Raw genomic sequence first — 26,814 nt, 5'->3', positions numbered from 1 at the left:
TGGCATCGCGGCCGATCCCTTACGCTCGAGGGGTCGGCCGCTCGTCTTTCGAAGGTCCGATCGGGTCAGGGCGCCCGCTCGATCACGAGCGCGGCCGTCCCGTGTTTCGCGAGAGGCACCTCGATGCCCCCCGAGAGGAGCTCCGCCCCGGTCTTCGAGGGGAAGACCACGCCAGTCAGGCCGTTCTTCACGGTGTAGCGGGCCGACGGCGCGAGGCCGAGCCTCCCCCCGTCGAGGAGCTCCACCCGGGTCGTCCCGGCGTCGTGCCCCGAGACGACGAACACGAAGAGCCGCTTTTTGTCCCGCGAGAGGCGCGCCCAGGCCTCTTCGCGGAGGCCCGTCGCCCGCAGGGCCGGGGTCACTCCGGCGAGCTGCATGACGTGCCGCATGAGGGCGCGTTTGCGCGTGAGATCCGCGTCGTCCGCGCGGTAGTACGAGTCGTGGTTGAAGACGCTGCCGAAGTGGGCCCCGAAGAGCACACGCGGCGCGCCCGAGCCCGTGCGCGAGAAGGCCACGGTGCGGCCGTCGTTGCCGAGCGGAGCCGTGCGCTCCACCACGAGGGGCGTGGCGCCCGCGGCGGGCGTGAAATAACTCTGATGCCAGAAGGTCTTGGTCGTGCCCTCGGCCCCCGCGAGCTTCACGTTCGTGTCGCCCGAGCGGAGCCCCACCCCGAGCCAGGAGTAGTCGCCCGTCTCTTGCGCATCGAAGAGCGCGGCGAGCTTCTGCACCGACGGAGAGCGTGCACCCTGCAAGTTTCGTAGCCCGGGCGTCAGCATGGCGACGAGCGCGCCGCCCTGCGCGTGGAAGGCCACGAGCTTGTCGGCCGCGGCGTCGTCGATCATGTCCGGGATGATGACGACGGCGGCCTTTTGCCCGGCGAGGGCCGAGTCGGCGCGCGAGAGCTCCCCCACCTTCGGGTCGAAGCCCGAGGTGACGAGCCACCCGAAGACGCCGGGGTACTCGGCCGCGTAGAGGGCCTGCATGTCGTCCCTCGTGCCCGCCTGCGGTACCGCATAGGCGCCGTCGTTCAGCACGGTCACGGCGTCCTCGATCTCTTCGCTGGACGAGAAATCGGCCTCGAAATCGTGGGTGAACGTGCCCCAGCGCTTCATCACGTCGAACCGCGGGCGGAGGGCCCCGTCGATGCCGATGGCGCCCTGGAAGTCGTACGACGAGTCGTCGAGGTTGTAGCCGCCGCGCAGCACGTAGAAGCTGCCGCCCTTCATGCCGTGACCGAACGACTTGGCGAGGAGCTGGTCGGTCGCCTCGGGCGAGACCTCGGGCTTGATGCCGAGCGGGAACGAATAAAACCCGCCCTGGAGCTCGGCGCCGAACGTGTAACGCTGGGCGTCCCGCGTGTAGAGCTTGCCCCCTTCGCCGTAGAGCTTCGTGAAGTAGTCGACCTGGAAGGGCTGATCGACGATCTCGCCGTTCGTGGGAAATTGCTTCGGGTAGAGGTCGGTGCCGCAGAGGCCCACCTGGTTTTTGATCGCGGCGTCGTGCACGAGCACGTTGCGGAGCGGGAGGCCGAAGGGCGAGTCGTTCGTGAAGAACATCACGTCGGGCTCGCGGATGCCGCGCGCCTCGATCATTTGGCGGAGCGTCTTCAGGTACTCGAGTGAATAGGCCTGGCCTGCCTCGTACCAGTCGCGCGCGGCCACGTTGTCCTTCTCGGCCTTGGGGACGTCGCTCGGGGGAGTCACGTTCGCGAACGCCGCGTACGTCGTGCCGTAGAGCGTGTTGAGCCGGGCGATGCTGCCGCCGTACTTTCGCTCGAGGAACGCGCGGTAGTGCTGGAGGGACGGGGCCGAGTAGTCCACGTCGCCGTAGCGGTTCGCCCAGTACTGGTTCGTCTCGTTGTCGATCTGCACCGCGACGACGCACCGTGAGGCGATGAAGGGTGTGAGGATGGGGAGCACCTTGTCGTACCAGGCCCCCACGGCGGCGAGGTAGTCGCGATCGAGGAACGTCGGCTGGGTCTGCGTCGCGTCGCCGGTCGGGCTGAAGTTGAAGGTGTCGCCGTTCGCCTTCTTGACGAGGCTCCCGGGGTGCGCGGCCTTCCACCACGCGGGCACGGCGCCGAACGTCCCGAAGCCCTTGGGCCACTCGGCCGTGATGAGCGGCCCGGGCTTCGCCACGACCTTCATTCCGGCTTGGCAGGCGAGCTCGAGGAACTTCTTCGCGTCGCGCGCGCCGGCGAAGTCCCACGTGCCGGCCGCGGTCTCGTGGTAGTCCCAGGGGAAATACGAGCCGACCGTGTTCATGTTCGCCTGCTTCATCTTGGCGAACGTGTCGGCCCACATGGCGTGCGTCTTGGCCGCGTCGTAGCCCTTGTCGCGCACGCGGAAGTACGGGACATCGCCTCCGTAGAGCACCGTGGGGCGCCCGTCGATGACGAGCTCACCTCCCTTGACCTCGACACGAGGGCCCGATGGGCCGGCGTCGCCTGAGCCTCCGTCGGGGCCGGGACCGGGCGGTACGGTGGTGGTCGCGTCGGGGCCTGGGCCACCGTCGGGCGGCGGTTCGGCGGGGCTGTCCGAGCCGCACGCGGCGACGACACCGAGACCCACGAGCGCGGCGAGTGCCATGACGTGACGCATGCTCCGGAGAGTAGCAGCGGCCAGGGATGCTGCCTCGGCAAGGTTCGGGGTGCCCCCGCGCGGCGGACGCCTGCATAGAGGGTGCTCGACTCCATCGGCCGGCCTGACTAGGCTCCGCCGCGAGATGGCCCGTCTTCCTTATGGCTCCGGCAAAAAAGTAGCGCCAAGTGCCCGAAAGGGTTGGCGTTTTGGCGCTGCCGTGGGGGTCGCCCTCGCCGCCCTCGCGCCCTCGCTGACCCACTGTTACGCCACCGGGCAGGGGTCCTCGCCGCCCCTCGACCGCCTCTATTTTCCGGTCGGCCTCGCCGTGTCGCACGGCGGCAAGACGCTCTACGCCCTGAACTCCGACTTCGACCTGCAATACAACGGCGGCACGATCCAGTCGCTCGACCTCACCGCCATCCGGCGCGATGCGCTGCTCGCGATCGCGCGCCCCTACCACTCCGCGCTCCCGCTCGCCCGCCCCGAAGAGCGCCCCGAGGGAGCCGATACCCTCTCGTGCGCCGAGCTCTCGCTGCCCGGGGTCCGCAAGGACGGGACGGCCCGCCCGCTCGGCGAGTCGTGCGCGCCTCCCGTGGTCGCCTCGGCCTACGTGCGCGACGCGGCCGTCATCGGCGCCTTCGGCACCGACCTGCAAATCAGCCGAAATCGCGCCACGCTGGACCCTCCCGCTGGCCAGGCGCGCCTCGGGCCTCGCGCCAAAGACAGGCTCTTCGCGCCGCTCCGTGGCTCGGCGGCGGTGCTCTGGGTCGACGTCGACAGCGACCTCGGCGCCGGCGACCCCACGAAGCTCGATTGCGGCACCCGCGTCGACGCCCGCTGCGACGCCATCCACCTCACCGGGCCGAACCCCGACAACGAGCCGCAGAACACACGAAAGCTCACGCTCCCGGGCGAGCCGTTCGGGCTCGCACAAGGCCAAGACGGCTCGTCCATGGTGGTGACCCACCAGAACGACACGAAGGCGACGCTCGTGACCACGGGCCTCCCCTACACGTGCGAAAACGGCGCTCCGCCCTGCGACCGCCCCGCCGTGCAGTTCGTGGCCGAGGGCGTACGTACGGGTGGCACGTCGATCGTGTCGGTGCCGTATGACGGCGAGGCCTTCGCCGCGGGGAAGATCCCGAAGCCCGCGTTCTTGGGCACGAGCCGCCTCGTCGCCGAGATCGGGCTCCTTCGTGAGTATCCCGATCAGACCGACGGGGTCGCCTCCACCCTGCGCCGGCCCTTTTTGTCGCGCGAGCGCGCATATCCGCTCACCATCGCCGCGGGCGGCACCGACTCGCGCGGCATCGTGCTCGATCCGAGCACCCGCGTCGCGTGCAAAGCCCGCGTGAAGCGCGACGGCCGCCCCGCCGCCGACGTGGCGAAGGACCTCGTCGCCTGCGCGCGGAAGCCGCTCCGAGTCTTCGTGGCGAACCGCTCTCCGGCCGCGCTCCTCGTGGGCGAGCTCGGGAGCGACGTCGGCAACGACACGATCGACGCGTTCGACCCCGAGAAGCTCACCTTCTACGACTCGATCCCGCTCACGCAGGGCCCGTCGAAGGTGTTTTTGGCGCCCATCGTCGACGCCAACGGAAAGTACGTGCTCCGCGTGTTCGTCGTCTGCTTCGACGCGTCGTCGATCTTCGTCATCGATCCCGAGACGCGCGAGCTCGAGAACACCATCCGCGTCGAGGCCGGGCCCTTCGCGATGGCGTTCGACCCGTTCGATCTCGCGAAGGTCGCCGTCGGTGACAGCGTTCCCACCGAGAACGTCTCGGTGCCGGCGCTCGGCGACACCCCCGTGAGAAAGTACCGGTTCGCCTACGTCGCGAGCTTCACGAAGTCGGCCATCCAGGTCGTCGACCTCGACAACTCCGTCTCCAACAAAGACACCTTCGAGAAGGTCGTCTTCACCGTGGGTGAGCCCACGCTGCCGAAGGGCGTCAAGTGAACGAACGTCGGACTCTCCTCCGCCGGGGCGCGGCCCTCCTGCTCGCGCTCGGCGCTGCGGGCCTCTCCGGGCTCTCGGCGAGCTGTTCGCAGACCCCGCCGAACAACCCCGTGCGCACGTTCGAGCGCCCCGAGCAGCTCGACGTCGTGTGCATGAAGGTGCGCGACCGCGACGAAGGGTCGTACGTCCCGCCCCAGCCCGCGCCGCTCTCGGAGTGCACGGCGCTCTCGGCCGAGGACGCGATCACCACCGGCGCCGGCGAGCTCCGGGCCTACCACCTCTACGCCCTCGTCACGCAGACCTCGCGCGGCGAGGTGGCCGTGGCCGATCTCACCGGCGGCTACGTGGTCGACCACGATCGCGTCTCGCCGAGCATCAACTTCCTCACCGTGGGCAGCCTCCCGCGCGACATCGCGGCCACCCCCGACGGCGAGCTCGCGTTCGTCACGTCGGCCGAGCCGAACAAAGCCGCGCTCTACGCGATCGAGACCCGCAAGATGCTCGGCGATTGGCTGTTCCCGGCCGAGAAGACCACGCTCGCGTCGTGGCCGTCGTGCTCGCTGCCGAGCGCGCCCACGTCGGTCGCGGTCCTCCGGGACGACGGCATCGCCGGCTCGAAGAAGGCGCTCTCCGAGGCCACGGTCGCCGTGCTCTTGCCCGGAACTGCTGGAAATCCTTCAAAAATTGTCACGATGGACGCGAGGGCGTTCTTCGACGCCCCGAAGGACGGGTACGCCGGACCTCTCGTCGGCCGAGGGTCGCTCGGGTCGTGCCCCGTGCTCGGTGTCATCGAGCTCTCGGGGGGGGACGCCGTGCCCGCCGAAGCCCCGCGCGGCCCCGAGTGGGACGACGGCGTGAAGTACCGCGCCGAGGCCGCGAAGCTCCCCGACCCTGGGCCGCTCCCCGCGGGCGAGTCCTCGAAGGAGCGCCTCCCGTTCGCCAAGGCGTGCTTCGACGCGGCGACCAAGCCGGACGGCACGCCCGCGTCGGTGAAGCTCTCGTTCGCCGAGTCCTTGAAGGAAGAGAAGGGCCGCGCGACCCGCTTCGTCAAAGACGGCACGCGCCTCTACGTGGCCGACGCGAAGCTGCCCGTGATCCACGTGGTCGACGTGTCCGACCCGAAGGCACCGGTCGAGCTCCCGTCGCTCGTCGCCACGAGCCTGCAGGATCCGTCTCGCCTCGTCACGGTGAAGAGCCTCGCTCTCAGCCCCGAGACGCGCGACTACCGGCGGTATCTCTACGCCGTCGACGAGAAACAAGGCTCGATCATGGTGTTCGACGTGTCCCGCGAGGGCACGACGTCGCGCTATCCGCTGACGCGCCCCAACGCGCAATCGAACCCGTTCGAGCCGCTCGATCGCATCGAGCTCGACGCGCCGGTCGTCTCGGTCCAGTTCGCGCGCCACGAGGCCCCCATCGGCGGTCGTCCGCTCGTGTCGGGTGCGCTATGCAACCCGAACCCGAAGGCCGCCCAGTCGCCGGGTGCGGGGCTGCTCTTGTCCGAGGACCCCGCGCTGCGCCTCGATCTGCTCGGCCCCGCGCGCCTCCGCGGCGTCTTCGCGATCGCCACGCTCACGAACGGTCGCGTGGTCACGCTCGACGTCGACGACTGGGACGCCCCGTGCCGCCGCCCGCGCGACCTCACCTCGCAGCCGAGCGCCACGACTCCGCCGCAGCCCGCCACCGGCGACCTCGACCCGTACCACGCGCCTCTCGCGGAAGGGGTCACGGGCGAGGTGTTTTTCCCCGTGAGCGCGCCGCACAGGGCACGCTCCGAGTACTACCTCGCCGACGTGAAGTCGGGTGAGCGTGCGCCCTACATCCAGCAGATGCGCCTCACGTCGCGCGGCGACACGTCGCTCGCGCTGAACGGCGCCGAGGGGCGCGAGAACCCCAAGATCGTGGCCCCGGGAGTGGCGCTCGCGTCCCTCGACGAGCTCGACAAGGTCCGCAACGACAAACAGAAACCGCTCGGGTTCGTGGGCTTCTCGAAGGAAGATCCCACGGTCGTCGTCGACCAAGGGTGGGTCACGCAGTTCGAGGGCTCGATCCCGACGCTCGACGGCGCCCTCGCTACCCTGGCGACCGAGGACGACTTCCAGTCGCTCACGCTCACGGCCGAGGGGGCGCACTTCTGCTCGCACGGCGTCGAGGACCTCGACCAGGGCCGCGCGCGTGTCGACGCCTTCTCCGCCGAGCTCGGCGGACGTGGCCTCCCGGTCCCCCCGAACCTGTCGCAGCGGGTGGTCGACTACGTCGAGATCGTCGACGACCTCCTCCCGCCGACCGATCCGTACTGGCTCGAGGACCAGGCCTGCTGGACGGGCGATCTCGCCAAGGCGTCGGCCACGCAGCGCTTCGCGGTCTGCAACCAGACGTTCGACGGCGACTTCGAGCCGCCGCCCGAGGTGAACCCGGAGCCGCTCCCGAACCCGAACCGCCACTTCCCGATCCTCGAGGCGTACGACGGCAAGCTGCGCGTCTCGCGGTTCTACGCGAAGGACGCCCTCACGCCGCGCGTGGCCGTGCGCGCCGAGGCGACGAACCAAAAGAGCCTCGCGCTCGCCAAGTGCTGCTTCCACAACCAAGCGCGCTTCCGCGTGCGCACGGGCATGCAGTGGATGACGAAGGGCGAGTCGCGCGATCAGTCCCCGGTGCAGTTTCTCCACCACGTGGTGCGCGCCAAGGACGATCGCTGCGTGCAGTCGTGCGAGTCGCGCGTGCAGCTCCTCAACGCGCGCGCCATCACCATCCCGCGGCCCACCGGAACGGACGGCACCGCCCCTGACCGAAACTCGGCGTTGGCGATGCGTAACCCCATGTTTTCGTTTTCGATTTTCTCGGGCGTGGGGCGCGCCGATCCGGTCTTCGGGACGACCTTCAAGTACGCGACGCGCGGCCGTTTCGTGCCGCTCACGCGGAGCCTCTCGTCCACGACGACGGCGGTGAGCCCGCGCAGCATGCGCTACATCGGCCCGCTCGGGCAGATGGCCATCGTCGACGGTGCGGCGCAGGGGCTCGTGCTCTTCGACCTTCGCACCGTCTCGCTCGGGCGAACGAACTTCTTCTGACGGCGAAGAGCCGTCGCGGCGACACGACCATGGCGAAAGAGAGAGACGCCTCCGAGACTCCGCTCATGCGGCAGTACCTCACGGCGAAGCGCGGGCACCCCGACGCGCTCCTCTTCTTTCGCCTGGGGGACTTCTACGAGCTCTTCTACGAGGACGCGGTCGTCGCCGCGAAGGCGCTCGATCTCACGCTGACGAGCCGCAACAAAAACGCCGAGGACTCGGTGCCCATGTGTGGTGTGCCGCACCACGCGGCGGCGAGCTACGTCCAGCGCCTCACCGACATGGGGCACAGGGTGGCGCTCTGCGAGCAGATGGCGGACCCGCAGACGGTGAAGGGCATCGTCCCGCGCGAGGTGGTGCGGGTGCTCACGCCGGCCCTCGTCTTCGACGACGCGGGGCTCACTCCAGGGCAAAACGCCTACGTGGCGGCGCTCGAGAGCTCGGGGGCGGTCTATGGGCTCGCGGCGTACGACGGCTCCACCGGGGAGCTCTCTTCGTGCGAGCTCCCCGACGCACGCGCGGCGCTGTCGGAGCTCTTGCGCCAAGATCCGCGGGAGCTGCTCGTCGGTCCCGGGTGCGAAGGGGTCGCGTCCGAGCTCGCCCTCGCGCGCCCCAAGCTCGCGCAGCGGCGTGTCCCTTCGGCCATGTCCCCGGTCGAGCGCGACGCGGTGCTGACGCGCCTCCTCGGCGCCGAAGAGGCCGAGCGCTCGGAGCCGAGCCTCGTCGCGCGTACGGCGGCGGCGCGCGTTCTCGCCTACGCCGAGTCGTGCGAGCCCGGCAAGAAGCTCCCGGTGTCGCACCTCGTGTCGAAGGCCACCGGAGGAACGCTCGTGCTCGACGCGAGCACCCAAGAGCACCTCGAGCTCGTGCGGACGAACGACGGAGGCACCTCGGGGGCGCTCCTCGCGCAGCTCGACGAGACGCGCACGTCGATGGGGGCCCGCCTCCTCCGCGCCCGTCTGCTCGCCCCGTCGACCGTGACCGAGACCATCCGCGCGCGCCTCGACGAGGTCGCCTTCTTCGTCGAAAACCCGGGTCTTCGCGCGGACTTGCGGGCACGTCTCGGGCGCGTGGCCGACCTCGAGAGGCTCGCGGTGAAGCTCCTCACGGGCCGCGTCCTCCCGCGCGACCTCGTGCGCCTCCGGTCGACCTTGGCCGAGCTGCCGGGCATCGCCCTCGAGATCGAGAAGAGCGCGCGTGCCCTCGGGGCGCTCGGCGCGAAGGTGCCCGAGGCGCTCTCGGTCGCGCCATGCGAAGAGGCCTTGGAGCTGCTCACTCGCGCCCTCGCGGAGACGCCCGGCGCCAAAGCAGGCGACGGGGACGTGCTCCGCGACGGCTACGACGCCGAGCTCGACGAGGCCCGAAAGCTCGCGCGGGGCGGGCAAGAGCTGCTCGTGGGGCTCGAGGCGAAGCTCCGCGAGGAGACCCAGATCGGCAGCCTGAAGCTCAAGTTCACGAGGGTCTTCGGCTGGTACATCGAGCTCACGAAGACCCACGTCGCGCGCGCGCCCGCGTCGTGGCGCCGCAAACAAACGGTGGCCACCGGCGAGCGCTACACGAACGACGAGCTCGACGCGCTGTCGGACAAGGTGGCGCACGCCGAGGATAGGCTCGCGTCACGCGAGACCGAGCTCTACGTGGAGCTCGTCCGGTCGCTCGCGTCGCACGTCGAGGTGCTTCGTGAGCGGGCGCGGACCATCGCCGCGCTCGACGTCGCCCAGGCCTTGGCCGAGGTGGCGCACACACACGACTACGTGCGGCCCGTGGTCGACGAGAGCCTCCTCCTCTCGCTGGTCGACGCGCGTCACCCCGTGGTGGAGCGTGTCACGGCCGCGGGCACGTTCGTCCCCAACGACTGCCGGCTCGACGCGACCGACGGCGCGGAAGGCGAGGGGCGCGCCCGGCTCTGGCTCGTGAGCGGGCCCAACATGGCCGGAAAATCGACGTTCATGCGCCAGGTCGCGCTCGCGGTGGTGCTCGCGCAGATGGGGAGCTTCGTGCCCGCGCGGGAGGCCCACGTCGGCGTCGTCGATCGTGTGCTCACGCGCGTCGGCGCGAGCGACAACCTGTCGAAGGGCGAGAGCACCTTCATGGTCGAGATGAAAGAGACCGCGAACGTGCTCTACCGGGCCACGCGCCGCTCGCTCGTCGTGCTCGACGAGATCGGCCGCGGCACGAGCACGTACGACGGCCTCTCGATCGCGTGGGCCGTGGCCGAGCACCTGGCCGATGTCTCGCGGTGCCGCGCCCTCTTCGCCACGCACTACCACGAGCTCACGGCGCTCGGAGAGAGCCAGGGAGGCTGCGCGAACTACTCGGTCTCGGCGCGCGAGCACGAGGGCGACATCGTCTTCTTTCACAAGGTCGGCCCGGGGGCGGCGTCTCGGAGCTACGGGGTCGCGTGCGCCAAGCTCGCGGGACTGCCCGAGCTCGTGCTCTCGCGTGCGCGCGCGATCCTCGAGGGGCTCGAGTCGCGCGGAGAGTCCCCCGAGCCCGTGCGTGCCCAAGATCCGGGCCCACGAAAGAAGGGCCGCGCGCGGGCCGAGGCTCCGCAGCTCGGCCTCTTCGGCAAGGAGCCCGAGGGCATGCCCAAGGAGGTGCGCGCCGTCGTGGACCGCCTGCGCGCGACCGACCCGAACGCCCTCACGCCCATGGACGCCCTCGTCCTGCTCGCTCAGCTGAAACGCGAGCTCGGGGCCTAGTACGTGACCGAAATTCGAAGTGGATCCGCGAGGTTGCGTGCCCTCGTCGGGTACGCTCTGATCGTCGCTGCGGCGGCCTCGTGGGGCACGTGGCCTTGGATCTTCTCGGTGGTGTACGGGCCCGGCGAGCCCCCGATCCCGCGCGAGCTCGGGACGCTCGTCATCATGGCGACGGTCACGTTCGCGCCGCTCCCGCTCCTCGTGCGCGACAGGGCGCGTGCCCATCGCACGACGCGTGACTGGCTCTTCGTCGTGTGGCTCGGCGTGGCCGACGCGGCGAACGTGGCGCTCTTCTTCGGGGCCTACGCGCGCACGATCGTGGCGATCGCGGTGCTCACCCACTCGCTCGCGCCGCTCTTCGTCGCGCTCGTGTCGCCGTTCTTGTTAGGGGAGGCGCCGCGCCTTCGTACGTTCGCCGCGGTGCTCGTGGCGCTCGCGGGCCTCCTCGTCGTCCTCGCTCCATGGAAAGACGCGCTTCGCCCGGGCGACGTCACGGGCGCCCTCTTCGGCGCCGGGAGCGCCGTCTTCTACGCGTCGAACGTGGTCGTCTCGAAGCGGCTCGCCGGGAAATTCTCGGCCACAGAGCTCATGGTCTACCACGGGCTCGTCGCGCTCCCGTGCCTCGCGCTGCTCGTGCCTCGCGGCGCGTTCGCGCACGTCCCGCTCACGCCGGTCGTGAAGCTCGTGCTCGCGGGGCTCGGCCCGGGTGCCCTCGCGGGGCTCGCGTTCACGTGGGGCCTAAGGCGTGTCCCGGCCACGCACGCCGCGACGCTGGCCTTGCTCGAGCCCGTGTGCGCCGTCGTGCTCGGGGTGCTCGTGCTCGGGCAAGCGCTCGCGGGCACCGGGGTGCTCGGCGTCGGGATGGTCGTCGGGGCCGCCGTCGTGGTGCTCGCGTCGCCGCCCGATCAGCGCGAGCCGGAGAGCTGCTCGAGCTCGCCCTCGTCGAGCCAAACGCCGCGGCAATCGTAGTCGTCGCACACGTCGACGAAGACGATCCCGAACACTCCCCACTTGCGGCGCGTCGTCTCGCCCCCGCAGCGCGCGCAGCGAACGGGAGCGGAGGGGCGCTCGAAGGCTTGCCGTGCCATGGCGCTCCCGGAGAGCTTCTCGGTGCGTGCCTTCTCGAGGGCGAGCATGGTCTCGTACGTCACGAAGTGGCCCCCACAGCCCCCGCACGCATGGACCGTCGCCCCCGAGGCGGCGTGGACCCGAGGCGAGAGCGGTAAGGGATCACCACGAACGCCATCGGGCCGTCCGGACATCCGGTACGGCCCGACGGAGGCGTCGTTCACCCGCGATTCGCAGCGCGGGCAGCGGAGGCTCTCAGCCACTGGCGTCGACGTGGGCCTTGTAGGCGGCGGCGTCGAGGAGGCCGGCGGCGGCGTTCGGATCGCTCGGGGCGATCTCGATCATCCAGGCCTTGCCGTAGCAGTCTTCGTTGACGAGCTCGGGCTTGTCGTTGAGGGCGCCGTTGATCGCCACGATCTTGCCCGCGACCGGCGCGTAGAGATCGCTCAGCGTCTTGACGCTCTCGATCGTGCCAAACGCCTTGCCCGCCTCGAGCGTGTCGCCCACCTTCACGTCGAGGCTGACGAGCGTGATGTCGCCGAGCTGCTCGACGGCGAACGACGTGATGCCGACCTGCATGCCGGCCGCCGTGGTGCGCGCCCACTCGTGGTCTTTCGTGTACTTGAGATCGCCCGGAAACGAATCGCTCATCGTGTTTGGTCTCCTCGAAGGTCGCGCGGGCCATAGGGCCCCGAAAAAGTCTGTAGTTTCGGTTACTTACGCTTGTAGAAGGGTGTCTTCACGACCACCGCTTCGACGTTCTTGCCGCGGCAGTCGACGAAGAACGTGGAGCCCACCGCGGAGAGGCTCGTGGGCACGTATCCGAGGCCGATGTTCTTGCCCACGGTCGGCCCCGGGCTGCCGCTCGTGCACACGCCGATCTCGGCGCCGCTCGCGTCGCGCAGCGGATAGCCGTGCCGCGCGATGCCTCGGCCGGTCATCTCGAAGCCCACGAGCTTGCGAGGGAGCTCCTTCGCCTTGATGGCCTCGATCGCCGCGCGGCCGACGAAGTCGCCCTTGTCCATCTTGACGACCCAGCCGAGGCCCGCCTCGATGGGGTTCGTCGTCTCGTCGATGTCGTTGCCGTAGAGCGAGAGGCGCGCCTCGAGGCGGAGCGTGTCGCGCGCGCCGAGCCCACACGGACGAAGGCCCACGGGCTCGCCGAGCTCGACGAGGTGGTTCCAGAGCGTGAGCGCGTCGTTCCACGCGCAGAAGATCTCGACCCCGTCCTCGCCGGTGTAGCCCGTGCGCGCGACGGTGCACTTCACGTTGGCGACGACCGCGTCGCGGAAGTGGAAGGTCTTGAGCTCCTTCAGGGCCTCGGCGTCCTTGCCGCAGCGCGCGAGCACGTCGAAGGCCTTGGGGCCCTGGAGCGCGATGAGCGCGGTCTCGTCGGAGAGGTCCTTGAAGGTGCAGTGATCCTTCGCGGCCTTGGAGAAGACGCCCACGATTTTGTCGCGGTTCGAGGCGTTGCACACGATGAGGAACTTCTCGTCGCCCGCGCGGTACACGATGAGGTCGTCGAGGATGGTGCCCGCCTCGTTGCAACACGCCGTGTAGAGGGCCATGCCCACGCCGAGGCGCGACACGTCGTTCGTGACGAGGTAGTTGACGACCTGGGCGGCGTACTGGCCCGACATCTCGAGCTCGCCCATGTGGCACACGTCGAAGAGGCCCGCCGCGGTGCGCACCGCCACGTGCTCGTCGACGATCCCCTTGTATTGTACAGGCATCTCCCACCCGGCGAACGGAACGATCCGTCCGCCCAGTCGAACGTGGGCGTCGTAGATGGGGGTGCGGCGGAGGGCTTCGGTCATGATGGCGCCACCTTACGCGCCGACATGGCCTCCCGAGAACGACAATCGTCGTGGCGTACCGCGTCGTAAGGGGTGGCCTGCGTCGCACCATGCGGACGTGCCGTCGCGCGGTCGCTCGTGCCTTGCGACGCGACCGATCAGTTCGGCGGCGGCAGTCCGTAGAGGGGCGCGGGCGAGCCGTCGCGGCCCGCATCTTCCGAAGAGCCGTCGCGGCCCGCGTCGGCCGGGGCGCCGTAGAGCGGGGCCACCGTGGCGTCGGTGCCCGCGTCGGTGCCCGCGTCCGGGGCCGGGGCGCCGTAGAGCGGCACCGCCGTGGGGTCGGTCGTGGTCGTGGGCGTGGGGGCGCCATACATCGGCGCTGGGGCCGGGCTCTCGCTCGAGCAGGCGACCGCCGAGCTCACCATGACGGCGCCTCCGAACACCATCGCCGCGCGTGTGGCGCGCGAGAGGGGCGAAGCGACGGGGTTCGTTCCTTCCGCCCCGCAGAAGGGGCAGGCGCTCTCGGTCGTTCGGATGTGTCGGGCGCACGCGGCGCAAAGCCTCAAAGCCATGCGGGTCAGCTTACGTGGGAACGGCCGAGGTGCAAGGAACCGCGCGCGCACGTGCCGCGGGTGCACCGCGTGCGTGGAGCCCCGATAGTCTTGCGGATTTTGCTCTCCTTTCCGGGGAGGGTGGGGGGTGTTACAATGCACGGGCACGGAAATGGGTCCGTGTGCGAAGGGCCTCCCCTTCCGACCCGAGGATCTCCGCATGGCCGCCCGTGACACCGCCGCGACGCCGCTCATCCTTTGGGTCTGTGCGGCCGTGTGCGCGCACTACGTGCTCGGCCAGGGAGGCAACGAGGTCGCGAAGGCCCACGACGACTCGACCTTCTTCTCGAAGATGGCCCACCAGGCGCGCGGGAGGGCGCGGGAGGCCGACAAAATCTTCGAGCTCGGCGCCATGGCCGAGAACGAGATCGCGCCGAACGAGCCCAACGCTCCGGCCCCCGTCTTGCCCAAGGCCCCCGAGCCGAAGAAGGACGATCCGAAGGAAAAAACGCCCGATCCGAAGGCTCCCGAAGAGAAGAAGGAAGAGCCCAAGAAGGTCGTGGTGCTGCCTCCCACCGCCACTCCGCCTCCCACGCCGCCACCGCCCATGCAGCCCGACAAGCGCATCGCGGTGAAGCAGCACGTGAAGCCCGACCAGGAAGACAACCCGAACGCGAAGTTCATCGGCGACGACGCCAACAAGGTCGACAAAGAGACCGTCGCCACGCAGACGTCGCACGACCAAGACGACAAGAACCCCACGCCGGGCGGCAACCACGCGGGCCCCAAAGACCGCGAAGGCGACAGCCAAAAGACCAAGATCGCCGACAGCGAGGACACCCCCGGCGAGAAGAACAAGGCGCCCGGCGACAAGGGCACCGAGTTCGACGTGCAGCCCGCGCCGAAGCCCGCGCCCAAGGTGGCCGCGCTCGAGCCGAAGCCTCAGGCCGCGTCGGGTGCGCCCGGCGGGGACGGCAAGCCTCTTCAGAGCCCGTCTGCCGCACAAAAACCGAGCCCCGACGCGCCCGGCGGCGCCTCGTCGCCCACGCCCGAGGTCGCCCAGGGCGAAAAAGGGTGGACGTTCGATCCCACGCGCCCCGGTGGCTCGGGAGCCGGAAATCAAGGCGGAATGGGCTCGTCGAACAAGCCCTCGTCTTCCGGGATGAAGGGCCTCGCCCTCGGCCTCGGCGCCAAAGCTCCGCCGGGGGCCATCAACCTGAACATGAACCAGGGGACCGTCGTGGCCGCCGTGGGCGCCGACCAGCTCCGCAAAGAGCGCGTGGCCGACGGAGAGCGCCGGAAGAGCGAGCACCGCGGCTCGTACCAGGCCTCGAACTTCGAGAAGTGGCGCAGCGCGATCGAGAACTACGTGACCACGGTGAAGCCGGGGAACCAGACCGCGCTCAACACCGCGCGGGTGCCCTTCGCCACGTACCTCAACACGATCCACAACCGCATCCACCCGATCTTCGCCGAGAGCTTCCTCGGCTCGCTCGATGGCCTCCCGAGCTCGCATCCGCTCTCGAACCCGCGCCTCGTCACGCACCTCGAGATCGTCGTGGGCCCGAAGGACGGGCAAATCGTGAAGATGGGCGTCGTGAAAGCGAGCGGTGTCACCGCGTTCGACGTGGCCGCGCTCGACTCGGTGAAGCGCGCCTCGCCGTTCGGCCCCGCGCCGAGCGCCATCGTCTCGACCGACGGCAACGTGTACCTCCACTGGGAGTTCCACAGGGACGAGGTCTTCGCGTGCACCACCATGAACGCACGGCCGTTCCTCTTGAACTTGCCCCCTGCCGCGCCGCCCGTCGAGCCGCCTGCGGGCAAGCCTCCGAGCACCCCCGAGGAGCGTGAGCGCGCCCCGGGCAACCCGACCGACACACGCCACGGCGCTCCTTAGCCTTCGCTGTTCCGTTCGCTCGCTTCGTGTCGTTCTCCCGTTCGCCACCGTCCGAAAAGCCGGTAGTGTCCCAAGAGCCCGTGACACCCACCGACGCACCTGCTCATGGCTCCGAAAGAGCGCCCGAGCCGCTCACCGGCGCACCGGCGGCCGCCTTTCCGTCCGACACCTTCGTGCGGGTCGTCACGGCCGTGGCCTTGCTCGCCGCGTTCCTGGGGACGCTCGTCTTGCCGGGGTTGCTGGGCAATGTGGGTGACAAGGCGGTGATGTGGGGGGAACGCGCGGCGGCCGTGTCGAGCTACCTCGCGTTCTTCGGCTTGCTCTCGCTGACGAGCTACGGCGGCTACGACCTCATTCTGCGCGCCGAGATCGGCGCCGCGCGTTTCGTGCTGCTCGGCCTCTCCGTGATCATCGTGGGGCTCGCCGCGCCCGCCGTGGCGACGCGCCTCCTGGCGGTGCCTCAGGCCGCGCTCGGCCTGATCGTCGCGGTGTTCGCCGTGATCGCCGCGGTCGTGGCCGTGCGCGCCCCCCACACACGCGCGCCTGCCGGGGTGCTCGCGCTCGTGGGGCTCTCCGCCTTCTTTCGTGCCGTGTCGTGGATCGTCGCGCAGCTCTCCCTCGACAACCCCCTCGGGTTCGCCTTCGGGCGCGCCTTCGCCACGGTCGCGGTGGTCGTCGCCGGTGGCTCGCAGCTCGTCGCCATCGCGTATTTCGCGACACGAGGCCGGTCGCAAGGGCGCTTGCTCGGCAACGCCGCGCTCGCCCTCGGGTTCTTCGTGACGTACGTGGGCGCCAAAAAGCCCGCGTTCGCCGGCGCGCTGGGGCACGTGCTCTCGGGCGCGCTCGCCCACGCGGTGCCGAGCCCGGAGCCGTTCGGCCTCACGCCCGTCGCGACCTTCCTCTTTCCGACGGCGCTCTTTTTGGGGCTCGTCGCGTGCGTGCAGCGTGGGCAAGTGGCGCTCGTCGCGTGTGGTCTCGGGCTCGCGCTCGCGACCCAAGGGCGCTTCGACGTGCCCCTCGCGAGCCTCTTCGCGCTCGTGTCGGGCCTCCTCCTCGTGCGGGCCTCGCAAGACCGGCGGGCGCTCTGGTCGGACCTCATGGCCTCGGGCCCACGCCGCGAAAAAGCGCCCGAGCGCCCCGTCAAGAACGCCCGCGCGTCGGACCGACCTCCCCCTCCCGAGGACCCGCCAGCCGACGTGCGCGCCGAGGTCTCGGCCGAGCCCACCCCGGCCAGCGCGCCTCCGAGCTCCGAGGTCGCCTCTCCTTCCGCTTCGTCCGAGCCGAAGGCTCTCGCCGCTTCGTCCGAGCCGGATGCTCCCGTGGAGCCCGTCGCTTCGGAAGCGCCGTCGGATCCCGTCTCTCCCGCGGCTTCGTCCGAGCCGGATGCCCCCGTCGCGCCGGATGCCCCCGCTCCTCCCGAGGGGGAGCCGAAGGCCTGACCGCGTCGAGATTCGTGCTCGAGCTCGCGCGGAAGGGGCTCGACCGCGGGTGAAGTGGCGCTAAAAGACGCGTCGATGTCCGACGCAGCCGCCCCGAAGCCCATCGAGCTCTCCGCCCTCAAAGAGGTCTCTCCGAAGCGGGCCGTGGCCGTCATTCTCGCCGCGAGCGTCGGCGCGCTGATCCTGCTCGTCACGGTCATCTACGGCCACGGTAAGCCCACCTCCGCGCCGGCGTGGGTCTCGGTGCTGCCGGCCGTGAACGCCACGCTGAACGCCACGAGCGCGGTGCTCATCGGGCTCGGCCTCGCCGCCATCAAGCGCCGCGATCTCGCCCTCCACTCGCGGTACATGCTCGGCGCGATGGGCGCCTCGGCGCTTTTCCTCGTGTCGTACCTCGTCTACCACGGGGTCCACGGCGACACGAAGTTCGTCGGCCAGGGGATCGTAAGGCCCATTTACTTCTTCGTGCTCATCACGCACATCGTGCTCTCGGCCGTGACGTTGCCGCTCGTCTTCTCGAGCTTCTTCTTCTCGCTCTCGGGGCGCTTTCCCGCGCACAAAAAGGTGTCGAAGGCGACGGCGCCGCTCTGGCTCTACGTGTCGGTCACCGGCGTCTTGGTGTTCGCGATGCTCAAGATCTGGAACCCTTGAGCTCTGCCGAGCGAGCCGCGGTCAGAGCTTCGTCAGAGCACGTCGAACGTCATTCCGGCGCGCCTTAGCCTCTCCACGAGGGGCATCCCGAGCGCGTACGCCGGGGTGAGCACGCCGCCTTCGGGGCTCGCGAAGGCCCCTTCGACGAGCGCGAGGGCCGACTCCGAGAGCATCTTCGCCGTCTCGCCGTAGCCGGGGTCGCTCGTGCCTTCGACGCGCGCCTCGAGCTTCCGGCCGCTCGAGGTCGTCGTGTAGAGCCCGATGCGGAAGAAGCCGGCGTCTCGTTCTGCCTTGGTGGGGCCCTCGCCCGGCGTGGGGAAGAGCTTCTCGAGCAACGTGCGCGTGCGTGCGTTCGCGCCGAGCACCATCGTGGTCGCGATCGCCGCGGTGACCGCGCTCGCCATGGCGAGCCCCTTCGGCCCCTTCGAGAAGCTCATGGCCTCGTCGTACGAGAACTGCTTGCCGTAGGCGTGCTTCGCGAGCGCGTTCGAGCGGCGCACGACGCGGGTGTTGATCGCGGCCATGATGAAGGGGGCGGTGTAGCCCTTCGCGTCCTCGTCGAAGGCGACCTTGAAAGCGTCCTTGCGATCGACCGCGAGCTCCGAGGCGGCATCGGGGGTGAGGGAGTACGGGTCGGCGAGGAGCTTTCGCAGCGCGCGATCCTTCTCGGCCTCGGCGAGCACGTTGAGCAGGCTCGCCGCCGTGCCTCCGGAGAAGCCCCCCTTCGCGCGGAGCACGACGAGGCGCGTCTTTCCGAGCGTCTCCCCACGCGCCTTGGCGGCCTCGGCGAGGATGAGCACGCCGAGATCGGACGGGATCGAGTCGAAGCCGCACGAGTGCACGATGCGCGCCCCCGACGCCTTCGCGGCCTCGTGGTTGTCGTCGATGCTCGCGCGAATGAACGGCACCTCGCCCGTGAGATCGGCGTAGTGCGTGCCCCTACGGGCGCACACGCGGGCGAGCGGGCGGCCGAGGAGGGCGTACGGGCCCACCGTGGTGACGACGACGCGGGTCTTCTGAGCGAGCGCGTCGAGGCCGGCTTCGTCCGAAGAGTCGACCACGAAGAGACCGACCGACTTGCCCTTGTCGCCGAGCGACGCGACGACCTCACGGAGCTTGTCGGCGTTGCGGCCCGCGACCGCCCACACGAGCCCCCGCGCGTGTTTCGCCAGGTACTCCGCCACGAGCTTTCCCGTGTACCCGGTGGCGCCGAAGAGAACGAGGTCGTACGTGCGATCCATGCCAGCGAAGGTACACGGGATTTCGCCGCGCAAGGGGGAAACGGCCCGTTCGCTTCGTGTGCCACGGGCCGAAAACACGACGCCCCGCGCCGAGCCGTGCTCTCGGGGCGGGGCGCGAGGGAGGCGGACGGCGGGCTACTTGCGGGCGCGCGTGTAGCAGCCGGGGATGTCGCTCTTTTTGAGCTTGAAGAGGCCGACGCACGAGCCGCCGGGCACGTCGTCGAAGGCCTCCTTGGCGCAGCCGACACCTGCCACACCTTCGGGCGCGGCGGGGCAGTCACTCGAGGCGCACTTGGAAGCCGAGGGTTGCGTGCAGAAGCGCTCGGTCGTGTACGACGACGAGGCGCAGATGCCGCCGCCCGCCTTGCAGTCCGAGTCGGACCGGCACGGCGAGCAGAGCTTGCCGTCGCCCACGCACGTGCCCGCGTTGGGGAAGCAGTACTTGCCGCCCGCGTAGTCCGAGCAGAACGAGTCCACCGTGCAGGTCGTGTCGCTCGTGCATGCCGACGTGCAGAACGCGCCCGCGGAGCCCGCGCCCGCGCAGATCTGGCCGGCCGCGCAGTCGACCGCGGACTTGCAGGGGCTGCAGTAGTCGCGCTTCTGGCAGATCTTGATGGTGCCCGTGCCCGTGCGCTTCGCCGCCTCGGCGCTCGGCGAGTCGTTCACCTCGCCGCAGAAGAAGCCGCCCGCGCAGTCGGCGTCCTGGGTGCAGGCGCGCGTGCAGTAGGCGTTCGCGTCGGCCGGGTTCTTGGCATAACACTGGAAGGCCTGGGCCGCGTCGCAGTCGGGGTTCGCGGCGATGCCGCCCGTGGTCTTGCAGGTCGCGCCCCACTGGCCCTTGTCGGCCTTCTGCACCTTCGCGGAGGCCGCGTTCTCGGCGCAGTAGCACTGGTCTCCCGTGCACACGGCCTCTTGGTTCGCGCGCGCGGTGCAGGTGTACCCGAAGGGGCACGCCTTGGTGGCGTCGACGTTGGAGGTGCACGTCTTGCGGCACTTCACCTCGCCGCCCACGTCGATGCAGGTGTTTCCCGCCGCGCACTTGGACGAGTCGCACCCCGTGGTCTCGGCGGGGGTGCTCGAGCAGCCCTCGGCGACGAGCACGAGCACCGACGCGAGGCTCGCTGCGGCGAGCGCGACCACGAGTCGCGCGCGGCCTTTCGCGGTGGGGGCTTGAGTACGGGCGGAACGAACGAGCTCTGTCATGGCGGCCTCGGGTAAAGAAGAGTGCGCGGACCATAGCGAAAAAGGTCGGCCGCGTCGTACGGAAAGGTGGCACGCCGGCCGCGGGTGCGCACGGAGGGGCCCTCCGAGAAAAAACGCCGTCCGCAGCGATACGACCGGGGGCTTCGTGCGTAGAGGACCTGGGACGTCCTCCGAAGGCCGAGCTTTGGCTCTCCAAAATGGCCTCGCGGGGCCTCCCCGGGTGCCCAATTCGTCTTGACGATTGGGTGGTCAGAGGTAGGGTTCACCCGTCGCGGCCTCGCCGCACGAGCCAGATTGTGCCCCACGAGGTATCTCATGAAGAACGTCGGCGTGTTTGCTTCAGTCGTCTCCACTCTGAGCCTCGCGCTCGCCCTCGGCGCGTGCTCCTCGGCGACGCCGGGAACCGAGCAGGACAAAGGGCTCGAGGGTAACGGCGTAGGTACCCCCACCGGCAAGGAGACGAACCCCGACGGCGTCCCCTACCCGACGACCCGCATCGGCACGAAGCCCGCGACCCATGAGCCGCCGCGCCAGGGCACCCCGGGCGACGTCATGAAGAACTTCAAGTTCTACGGCTACCCCAAGGGCGACAAGTCGCAGGGCCTCCAGCAAGTCTCCCTCGCCGACTACTTCGACCCGCAGACCAAGAACTTCCGCCTCATCCACATCCAGGCCGCGGCGGTCTGGTGCGGCCCCTGCAACCAAGAGGCGAAGGCCGCGGCGAGCATCGCCGGCGAGCTCAAAGAGAAGAAGGTCGCGTGGCTCGCGGTCCTCGTGGAGACGGCCAAGCGCGGCTCCCCGTCGACCCAGGGCGACCTCGACAAGTGGCTCTCGGCGTACCCGTCGGACTTCTCGCACGTGCTCGACCCGAACAACGCCCAGTTCGGCGTGTTCTTCGACGCGGCGGCCGTCCCCTGGAACGCCCAGCTCGACGCCCGCACCATGGAGATCCTCCACGCCAGCACCGGCGGTCCCGGCACGGCCGAGGGTGTCCGCACCGAGGTCGACGGCTGGCTCAAGTTCCTCGACGGCTACGCCCCCGCCAAGTGAGCCGGGAGGGCCCGAGAGGCCTGCTCCGAGCCGACACCCACGACACACGGTACACACGCCGGGCCGCGCGCGACACGATGCACGCGGCCCGCGGCCTTTTCTCCCTCGGACGGTTCCAACTATGCAAAATCGCTCAACTTTCTCTCGTGTGGCGGCGGCCTTCGTTTCGCTCTCGGTCGTCTCGTTCTCGGTGGCGGCGTGCACACCCGCGCAGACCGGCGGAGCCCAGACCACGGCCGCGGGGCTCAAGGCGGGCTCGCACGCGCAAGACTTCACGAGCCGCGACGTCGACGGGAGGACGGTCCACCTCGCCGACTACCTCGGCAAGAAGACCATCCTCCTGAACTTCTGGTCGACGTACTGCGAGCCCTGCCTCGCCGAGTTCCCGCACCTCCGGAAGATGCAGGACGACAAGAAGGACAAGGGCCTCCAGATCCTCGCCGTGGCCATGGACGGCCCCGAGACGGTGGCGCAGGTGAAGCCCTTCGCCCTCCGAAATAACCTGAATTTCCCCGTCCTCCTCGACGAAGACTCGGCGATCTGCGCCGTCTACAACCCGAAGAAGAGCGGGCCGCTCACGGTCCTCATCGACAAGGATGGGAACGTGGCCCAGGTGCGCGAGGGCTACAACCCCGGCGACGAAGAGTCCCTCGCCGTCGAGGTCGACAAGCTTCTGGCGAAGTAAGGCACGCGCGTGGGCTCGGCCGTGCCATGATGCCGGCCGCTCGCCCCGCGGGGGCGCCCCGAAACTGGCCCGTCCATGCTCAAGGTCCATCGTGTGATAGGCCCGCTCGTCGCGGGTCTCGCCGTGGTGCTCGCCGCGCGCCCCGCCCGCGCCGTCGATCTGCCCGACCTCGGCGGCAAACCCGCGAAGGTCGACGTCACCGAGACGTCGATCGTGTCGCAGCGCTTCAACGCGCGCGAAGGCGACGACTTTCGAAACCAGGGTTATTTCGCCTGGTTGAACCGGCTGAACCTCGTCCTCAACTGGGACAAAATCACGGTCGGCGCGCGCATCGACTCGGCCCTCTACGGGCTGCGCCCCGAAGACCGCGAGATGCTGCCGCAAGACCGGCAGATCACCTTGGTCGACGGCGCGAGCCGCTACCGCGACTCGATCTACCCCGCGAAGCTCTACGCGATCTACAAAACCAAGGGCGTCGAGGTCACCGCCGGCGACGGTTACGCGCAGCTCGGGCGAGGCCTCGTGCTCTCGCTCCGAAAGGTCGACGAGCTCGGCATCGACACGACGGCGTTCGGCGGCAAGGTCACGCTGCAGAAGGATCCGGCGCAGGTCACCGTGCTCGCGGGGTTCTTGAACCCGTCGCGTGTCGACGAGCCCACGGGGCGCGCGCTCTTCCTGCCGAAGCCCGTCGAGGGGCAAGCGCAGACGCCGCTCTTCGGCTCCGACCGCGTCGTCGCGGGCCAAATCTTGCTCGGCCGCGGCCTGCCGGTCGTCTTGTCGACGAACGTGGCCTACTTCTCGAAGTGCTCCCCCTACCGCTACGACGAGCGCGGCAACGTGGTCGGCGGGGCGCTCGATCGCCCCTTCGGCTCGTGCGACGAGCGGGACGTGTCCGAGTTTCTCGCGTCGCTCCCGAAGAACCTCTCGCCGACGCTCGCCTCGCCGTCGATCTTAAACGCGAGCCAATCGCTCGAGATCCCTTCCCTTTTCGAGACGGGGAGCCTCTACGTCGAGGCCGCGATCCAGAAGCGCGAGGGGGAGACGGGCCGGGAGGCGGCGCTCTCGGGCAACGCGCTCTACGCCGCCCTCACGACGAACAAAGGCGGGCTCACGAACACCCTCGAGGTGAAGAGCTACCGCAACTTCTACAACGTGGCCGGCTCGATCAACGTCACCAAGGCCTCGGCCTTCGCGAACCTCGCCTACTCGGCGCCGCCGACGATCGAGCCCATCATCAGCGACACGATGTTCGGCTTCTACAACGCGTGCGTGAACGGCGCGCGGGATCGCATCGACGCGCGGCTCTCGCCGAACGTGCTCCTCTACGGCGCCTTCGGGTACTCGGTGACCAAGAGCGAGCTGCCCGGCGGCACGTGCGACAAGTACGGCCGCGTCCAGACCGCCGAGGACACGACGAACCACGTCACCGATTTGCTCACGGGCGTCGAGATGCGGTTCGACCAGAACCGCTCGTTTTTCTTCGCGAACACGAACATCCGCAACGACGTCCGCCCCGACGGCGAGGTCTTCTACAAAGAGCGCGCCGTCCAGTACACGCTCACGAAGTACATCTCGGGGCCGTACTCGTTCGAGATCGCCGGCCGCCACAGGCTCCGCTACCAAGAGAACGAGAACCAGGTCGAGGTGCAGGACGCCTCGGGCAACCTGGTCTTCTCCGAGCGCAAGTGGGTGCAGGGCGAGAACTACACGGCGCTGAAGGTGGCGCCGCAGTGGGTCATCACGCACGGCTTCGAGTACACGACCCAAGACGGGTTCCCTGCGATCTACAACAATGGGAGCATCCTCTGGCGCTTCACCATGCAGAACAACCTGCGCCTCTTCGTCGGGCAGCAGCGCGGCGGTCTGCGGTGCGTGTCGGGCATCTGCCGGCTCTTCCCGGCGTTCTCCGGCGCGCGCATCGAGCTCACGCTGCGCTTCTGATCCGCTCGCCAAAAGTGCTTGATTCGTAACGTATTTTAGCTCGCGAGGCGAGCGACGAGCCAGGCGGCTCCGGCGAGCGTGACGGCCGCGGCGAGGGCCTTGCGTACGGGCTCGCGGGTGTGGCGCTTCGTCACGAAGAGGACGAGCGGGAGCAGCGCCGAGAGGGCGAAGAGCTGCCCCACCTCGACGCCGAGGTTGAAGCCGACGAGCGCTTGGGGGATGCGTGCTCGGTCGAGCGAGAGCTCCTCGAGGCCTCCCGCGAAGCCGAAGCCGTGCACGAGCCCGAAGAGGAAGGTGAGCACGGGGCGCTTCGGGGCCGTCTCGACGACGAGGCTCTCGACGCCGACGTACACGATGGAGAGCGCGATCGCCGGCTCCACCACGCGCGGGGAGAGCGAGACGACGTGGAGCGCCGCGAGGGCGAGCGTGACGGAGTGGGCCACGGTGAAGGCCGTGACGAGGGCGACGTAGTCACGGAGGCGCCCCCGCACGAGGAGGAGGCCCGCGAGGAACACGAGGTGGTCCGCTCCCGTGAGGATGTGAAAGACCCCGAGGTGCACGAACGTGCCGAACGAGGTCGCGCGCGGCTCTCCCTCGTGCGACGCGGCGCCGAGGGTGGCCGTCGGGCTCTCGGGCGTGAGGAGCACGTCGCGTGTCGCGCCCCCCACGACGATCCGCGCGAGGTGCCGATGCCCGCCGAGGCGCGTGAGGAAAGGGGGATGAAGGTGTGTCGGGGGGCCCGAAGGGCAGGTGATTTTCCCTCGGACGAGCACGCCGTCCGCCTCCACGAGGGTGGCCTCGACGCGGTCGTACGCGCACGCGGCGCCGTCATGCGTCGCGAGCCCGTCCAGGACCGCGGCCGCGAGCACGTCGTGCGCTCGACCGAGCTCGTCCGACGTGAGGCGTCCGTCCTTCGAGGTGTCGAGGGTGGGCGCGAGGCGGAGCGCGTCTCCCTGCGCGAGCCCGATCGATACGGAGAGCACTGCACCTTCGAGGCGGACCTCGCCGTTCGAGAGCCCCACCGTGTGCGCGTGTGCGCGCCGCGAGGAGAGCATCACGACGGTCGCGACGACGAGCGCGACGAGGGCGCGGAGGAGCGCGTGTGTGCTCAACGGCCCTTGAACACGGCCTCGCGGCGCTCGAGGAACGACACGACGCCCTCTTGGGCGTCCTCCGAGGCGAAGAGCGGGCGAGCCGTGCCCATGAGGGCAGCCTTCGCGGTCTCGAGGCCTTTTTCGCGGCAAATACGGGCGTTTTCGCGCGTCGCGCGGACGGCGAGGGGGGCGCGCGACGCGATCCGCTCCGCGATCGTGATAGCCCGCGCGACGTGCTCCCCGTGAGGGACGACCTCGGCGACGAGGCCCATCGCGAGCGCCTCGTCTGCGCCGAACTCGTCTCCCGTGAGCAGCCACTTCATGGCGCGGCTCCACCCCGCGACCTCGGCGAAGCGGAGCGTTGCGCCGCCGAACGGCATGATGCCGCGCCGAACCTCCATCTGCGCGAAGCGGGTTCCTTCGGCCGCGATGGTCACGTCGCACGCGAGCAAGAGCTCGATGCCGATGGTGAAGCAGATGCCCGAGACGGCACAAACAACCGGTTTTTTGCGGCGCGGGCCCTCGAGGTCGAGCGGGTCGACGAGGTCTTGGCCGTCGAAGAGGGAGGCCCCCGACGCGACGTGCGGACCGACCTCGGCGAGATCGAGCCCTCCCGTGAAGTGGTCACCCCGGGCCGTGAGCACACCGACCCACGCCTCGTGGTCGCGTTCGAGCTCGGTGTAGGCGAGCGCGAGATCACGCAGCATGCCGACGGTGAACGCGTTGCGCTTCTTCTCGCGGCACAGCTCGATGACGAGGACGTGGCCGCGGCGCTCGGTACGGACGGTGGGCTCGCTCATGGCCCGACAGTACCACGCGGTGGCTCACGCGCTCACGGGCGCACGGTGATCCGCGCGCGGTAGCCCTCTTCCGAGAACGCATCGACATGGGCCCTCGCGAGCGCACGATCGATGCACGCCGTCCTCTCGTCACGCAGTCCAGGCTCGACGCGCACGACACGCCCGTCGGGGCCGAAGTGGATCGTGTGCACGCGAGGTACGTCCCCCTCGGTGAGGCACGCTCGCGCCGCGTCTTGCACCGCGCGAACGGCGGCGACGATGGCGCCGGGGGCCGGGCGGAGCTGCTTCGGCTCGGTCTCTCGGGCAAGGTTCGTGGTCGGCATAGGGATCGGCTTCTCCCCCTCCGAGGGGGCCGCGGCCGCGCGCATCGCGGCGCCGAGATCGGCGGGGCCCGAGGGCTCGGGGGCCGACCGAGGGAGCGCCGCGGTCGGGGTCGCCGTGGCCGTCGCTGGTGCGAGAGCAGGCGGGGCCATCGCGACGGCCGAGGTCCGAGCGCGTGGAGGCTCGCGCGGCGGGGCCGGCACGAGGTCGTGCGCGCGCGCCGACGGGGGGCGGACCGGCTCGGGAAGCGCCTCGGCCGTGACCGCCGGCTCGGCGGAGGTCCCTCGCGAGGACGGCTTGGAACTGCTTGAATCTATGGGCGATTTTGGCGCCTTGGCCTCGGTGCCGGCGCGCCGTTCGGTGAGCACGGCGTCGAGCGCGCGGTCGTGAGAGCTCACCTTGGAGAACGCGTACGCGTGCGCTCCGAGCGAGACGAGCGCGAGCGCGGCGAGGGCGGTGGTCATCGAGGCGAGGCGCCGGCCGTCTCGCGCGCGCGCCGCGGATCGGGGCGGGGAGGCGTCGTCGTCATGGGGCGCCTCGGAGATCCGTCGTGTCCGCTCGCGCACGTCGCGTGCCTCTTCGTCGACGCGCGCGCGAACGCGGGCCATCGCGGCGTCGAGGTCGACGTATCCACTGCTCGTCCGTTGATCGGGGAAAGTCATCTGTGCACCTCTCCCTCGGTGTGTGGGCCGGCGAGGCGCGGGTATTCAGCGAAAATGTGGCAAAAACGCGCCAAAAATCGCCCGATCGCGGTGATCGTTTTTCGGC

20 protein-coding genes are annotated in these 26,814 nt (G+C 69.8%); 10 read left to right on the top strand and 10 right to left on the bottom strand.

Annotation, left to right across the window (positions count from 1 at the left end):
* Positions 1-65: 65 nt before the first annotated feature.
* Complete coding sequence (locus tag IPK71_29005) at positions 66-2,600, bottom strand: beta-galactosidase (protein ID MBK8217785.1); 2,535 nt, start codon at positions 2,598-2,600, stop codon at positions 66-68.
* Between the two features lie 199 nt (positions 2,601-2,799).
* Between IPK71_29005 and IPK71_29000 the strand changes: the two genes are divergently transcribed.
* From IPK71_29000 to IPK71_28985, 4 genes are read left to right on the top strand one after another with little or no spacing between them, the layout of a single operon-like run.
* Complete coding sequence (locus tag IPK71_29000) at positions 2,800-4,536, top strand: hypothetical protein (GenBank protein ID MBK8217784.1); 1,737 nt, start codon at positions 2,800-2,802, stop codon at positions 4,534-4,536.
* Positions 4,533-7,607, top strand: coding sequence for a hypothetical protein (locus IPK71_28995; protein ID MBK8217783.1), 3,075 nt, complete (start codon positions 4,533-4,535; stop codon positions 7,605-7,607). The genes IPK71_29000 and IPK71_28995 overlap by 4 nt, the downstream gene beginning before the upstream one ends.
* Before the next feature lie 29 nt (positions 7,608-7,636).
* Positions 7,637-10,309 carry a DNA mismatch repair protein MutS gene (gene mutS / locus IPK71_28990; GenBank protein MBK8217782.1) on the top strand — a complete coding sequence of 891 codons (2,673 nt, stop codon included), beginning with the start codon at positions 7,637-7,639 and terminating at the stop codon, positions 10,307-10,309.
* Positions 10,310-10,342: 33 nt separating this feature from the next.
* Complete coding sequence (locus IPK71_28985; GenBank protein ID MBK8217781.1) at positions 10,343-11,278, top strand: EamA family transporter; 936 nt, start codon at positions 10,343-10,345, stop codon at positions 11,276-11,278.
* On the opposite strand, the gene IPK71_28980 is transcribed toward IPK71_28985, so the two are convergent.
* The 4 genes from IPK71_28980 to IPK71_28965 all read right to left on the bottom strand — a co-directional run bounded on the left by IPK71_28980 (position 11,215) and on the right by IPK71_28965 (position 13,745).
* Positions 11,215-11,460: a zf-TFIIB domain-containing protein gene (locus IPK71_28980; protein ID MBK8217780.1), complete on the bottom strand. Its 246-nt coding sequence runs from the start codon at positions 11,458-11,460 to the stop codon at positions 11,215-11,217. The genes IPK71_28985 and IPK71_28980 overlap by 64 nt on opposite strands.
* A gap of 172 nt (positions 11,461-11,632) precedes the next feature.
* Positions 11,633-12,028, bottom strand: a complete 396-nt coding sequence (gene gcvH, locus IPK71_28975; protein MBK8217779.1) for a glycine cleavage system protein GcvH — start codon at positions 12,026-12,028, stop codon at positions 11,633-11,635.
* 62 nt (positions 12,029-12,090) lie between these two features.
* The gene (gene gcvT / locus IPK71_28970) at positions 12,091-13,194 is read right to left on the bottom strand and encodes a glycine cleavage system aminomethyltransferase GcvT (protein MBK8217778.1); all 1,104 of its coding nucleotides are present in this window, start codon (positions 13,192-13,194) and stop codon (positions 12,091-12,093) included.
* Between the two features lie 137 nt (positions 13,195-13,331).
* Positions 13,332-13,745, bottom strand: coding sequence for a hypothetical protein (locus IPK71_28965; GenBank protein MBK8217777.1), 414 nt, complete (start codon positions 13,743-13,745; stop codon positions 13,332-13,334).
* 199 nt (positions 13,746-13,944) lie between these two features.
* Between IPK71_28965 and IPK71_28960 the strand changes: the two genes are divergently transcribed.
* From IPK71_28960 to IPK71_28950, 3 genes are all read left to right on the top strand, one after another.
* Complete coding sequence (locus IPK71_28960) at positions 13,945-15,621, top strand: TonB C-terminal domain-containing protein (protein ID MBK8217776.1); 1,677 nt, start codon at positions 13,945-13,947, stop codon at positions 15,619-15,621.
* 26 nt (positions 15,622-15,647) lie between these two features.
* Positions 15,648-17,060, top strand: coding sequence for a hypothetical protein (locus tag IPK71_28955; GenBank protein ID MBK8217775.1), 1,413 nt, complete (start codon positions 15,648-15,650; stop codon positions 17,058-17,060).
* A gap of 75 nt (positions 17,061-17,135) precedes the next feature.
* Positions 17,136-17,711 (top strand): DUF420 domain-containing protein, encoded by a 576-nt coding sequence (locus IPK71_28950; protein MBK8217774.1) that lies wholly within the window; start codon positions 17,136-17,138, stop codon positions 17,709-17,711.
* 32 nt (positions 17,712-17,743) lie between these two features.
* Here IPK71_28950 and IPK71_28945 read toward each other — a convergent pair whose 3' ends face one another.
* The gene (locus IPK71_28945) at positions 17,744-18,952 is read right to left on the bottom strand and encodes a saccharopine dehydrogenase NADP-binding domain-containing protein (GenBank protein MBK8217773.1); all 1,209 of its coding nucleotides are present in this window, start codon (positions 18,950-18,952) and stop codon (positions 17,744-17,746) included.
* A gap of 135 nt (positions 18,953-19,087) precedes the next feature.
* Positions 19,088-20,155: a hypothetical protein gene (locus tag IPK71_28940; protein ID MBK8217772.1), complete on the bottom strand. Its 1,068-nt coding sequence runs from the start codon at positions 20,153-20,155 to the stop codon at positions 19,088-19,090.
* Between the two features lie 315 nt (positions 20,156-20,470).
* On the opposite strand from IPK71_28940, the gene IPK71_28935 reads away from it, so the two are divergent.
* From IPK71_28935 to IPK71_28925, 3 genes are all read left to right on the top strand, one after another.
* On the top strand, positions 20,471-21,205 hold the full coding sequence (locus IPK71_28935) for a redoxin domain-containing protein (GenBank protein MBK8217771.1): 735 nt from the start codon (positions 20,471-20,473) through the stop codon (positions 21,203-21,205).
* Between the two features lie 148 nt (positions 21,206-21,353).
* Positions 21,354-21,890 carry a TlpA family protein disulfide reductase gene (locus tag IPK71_28930; protein MBK8217770.1) on the top strand — a complete coding sequence of 179 codons (537 nt, stop codon included), beginning with the start codon at positions 21,354-21,356 and terminating at the stop codon, positions 21,888-21,890.
* Positions 21,891-21,965: 75 nt separating this feature from the next.
* Complete coding sequence (locus IPK71_28925; GenBank protein ID MBK8217769.1) at positions 21,966-23,831, top strand: hypothetical protein; 1,866 nt, start codon at positions 21,966-21,968, stop codon at positions 23,829-23,831.
* Between the two features lie 35 nt (positions 23,832-23,866).
* Here IPK71_28925 and IPK71_28920 read toward each other — a convergent pair whose 3' ends face one another.
* Genes IPK71_28920 through IPK71_28910 form a run of 3 tightly spaced genes read right to left on the bottom strand, consistent with a single transcriptional unit; the run spans position 23,867 to position 26,708 of the window.
* Positions 23,867-24,943, bottom strand: coding sequence for a HupE/UreJ family protein (locus tag IPK71_28920; protein MBK8217768.1), 1,077 nt, complete (start codon positions 24,941-24,943; stop codon positions 23,867-23,869).
* Positions 24,940-25,725, bottom strand: coding sequence for a crotonase/enoyl-CoA hydratase family protein (locus tag IPK71_28915; protein MBK8217767.1), 786 nt, complete (start codon positions 25,723-25,725; stop codon positions 24,940-24,942). The genes IPK71_28920 and IPK71_28915 overlap by 4 nt, the downstream gene beginning before the upstream one ends.
* 32 nt (positions 25,726-25,757) lie before the next feature.
* A complete protein-coding gene (locus IPK71_28910) occupies positions 25,758-26,708 on the bottom strand; it encodes a hypothetical protein (GenBank protein ID MBK8217766.1) in 951 nt (316 codons plus the stop codon).
* Positions 26,709-26,814 lie beyond the last annotated feature (106 nt).

Source organism: Myxococcales bacterium, from assembly GCA_016712525.1.
Classification (GTDB): domain Bacteria; phylum Myxococcota_A; class Polyangia; order Polyangiales; family Polyangiaceae; genus JAAFHV01.
This window is presented reverse-complemented; position numbering and strand designations above follow the sequence as displayed.

What these genes read in the sequence shown, in the direction of transcription:
- IPK71_29005 (MBK8217785.1), bottom strand. Translation starts at nt 2,600, where the DNA reads ATGCGTCACGTCATGGCACTCGCCGCGCTCGTGGGTCTCGGTGTCGTC.
- mutS (MBK8217782.1), top strand. Translation starts at nt 7,637, where the DNA reads ATGGCGAAAGAGAGAGACGCCTCCGAGACTCCGCTCATGCGGCAGTAC.
- gcvH (MBK8217779.1), bottom strand. Translation starts at nt 12,028, where the DNA reads ATGAGCGATTCGTTTCCGGGCGATCTCAAGTACACGAAAGACCACGAG.
- gcvT (MBK8217778.1), bottom strand. Translation starts at nt 13,194, where the DNA reads ATGACCGAAGCCCTCCGCCGCACCCCCATCTACGACGCCCACGTTCGA.
- IPK71_28965 (MBK8217777.1), bottom strand. Translation starts at nt 13,745, where the DNA reads ATGGCTTTGAGGCTTTGCGCCGCGTGCGCCCGACACATCCGAACGACC.
- IPK71_28960 (MBK8217776.1), top strand. Translation starts at nt 13,945, where the DNA reads ATGGCCGCCCGTGACACCGCCGCGACGCCGCTCATCCTTTGGGTCTGT.
- IPK71_28950 (MBK8217774.1), top strand. Translation starts at nt 17,136, where the DNA reads ATGTCCGACGCAGCCGCCCCGAAGCCCATCGAGCTCTCCGCCCTCAAA.
- IPK71_28945 (MBK8217773.1), bottom strand. Translation starts at nt 18,952, where the DNA reads ATGGATCGCACGTACGACCTCGTTCTCTTCGGCGCCACCGGGTACACG.
- IPK71_28940 (MBK8217772.1), bottom strand. Translation starts at nt 20,155, where the DNA reads ATGACAGAGCTCGTTCGTTCCGCCCGTACTCAAGCCCCCACCGCGAAA.
- IPK71_28935 (MBK8217771.1), top strand. Translation starts at nt 20,471, where the DNA reads ATGAAGAACGTCGGCGTGTTTGCTTCAGTCGTCTCCACTCTGAGCCTC.
- IPK71_28925 (MBK8217769.1), top strand. Translation starts at nt 21,966, where the DNA reads ATGCTCAAGGTCCATCGTGTGATAGGCCCGCTCGTCGCGGGTCTCGCC.
- IPK71_28915 (MBK8217767.1), bottom strand. Translation starts at nt 25,725, where the DNA reads ATGAGCGAGCCCACCGTCCGTACCGAGCGCCGCGGCCACGTCCTCGTC.
- IPK71_28910 (MBK8217766.1), bottom strand. Translation starts at nt 26,708, where the DNA reads ATGACTTTCCCCGATCAACGGACGAGCAGTGGATACGTCGACCTCGAC.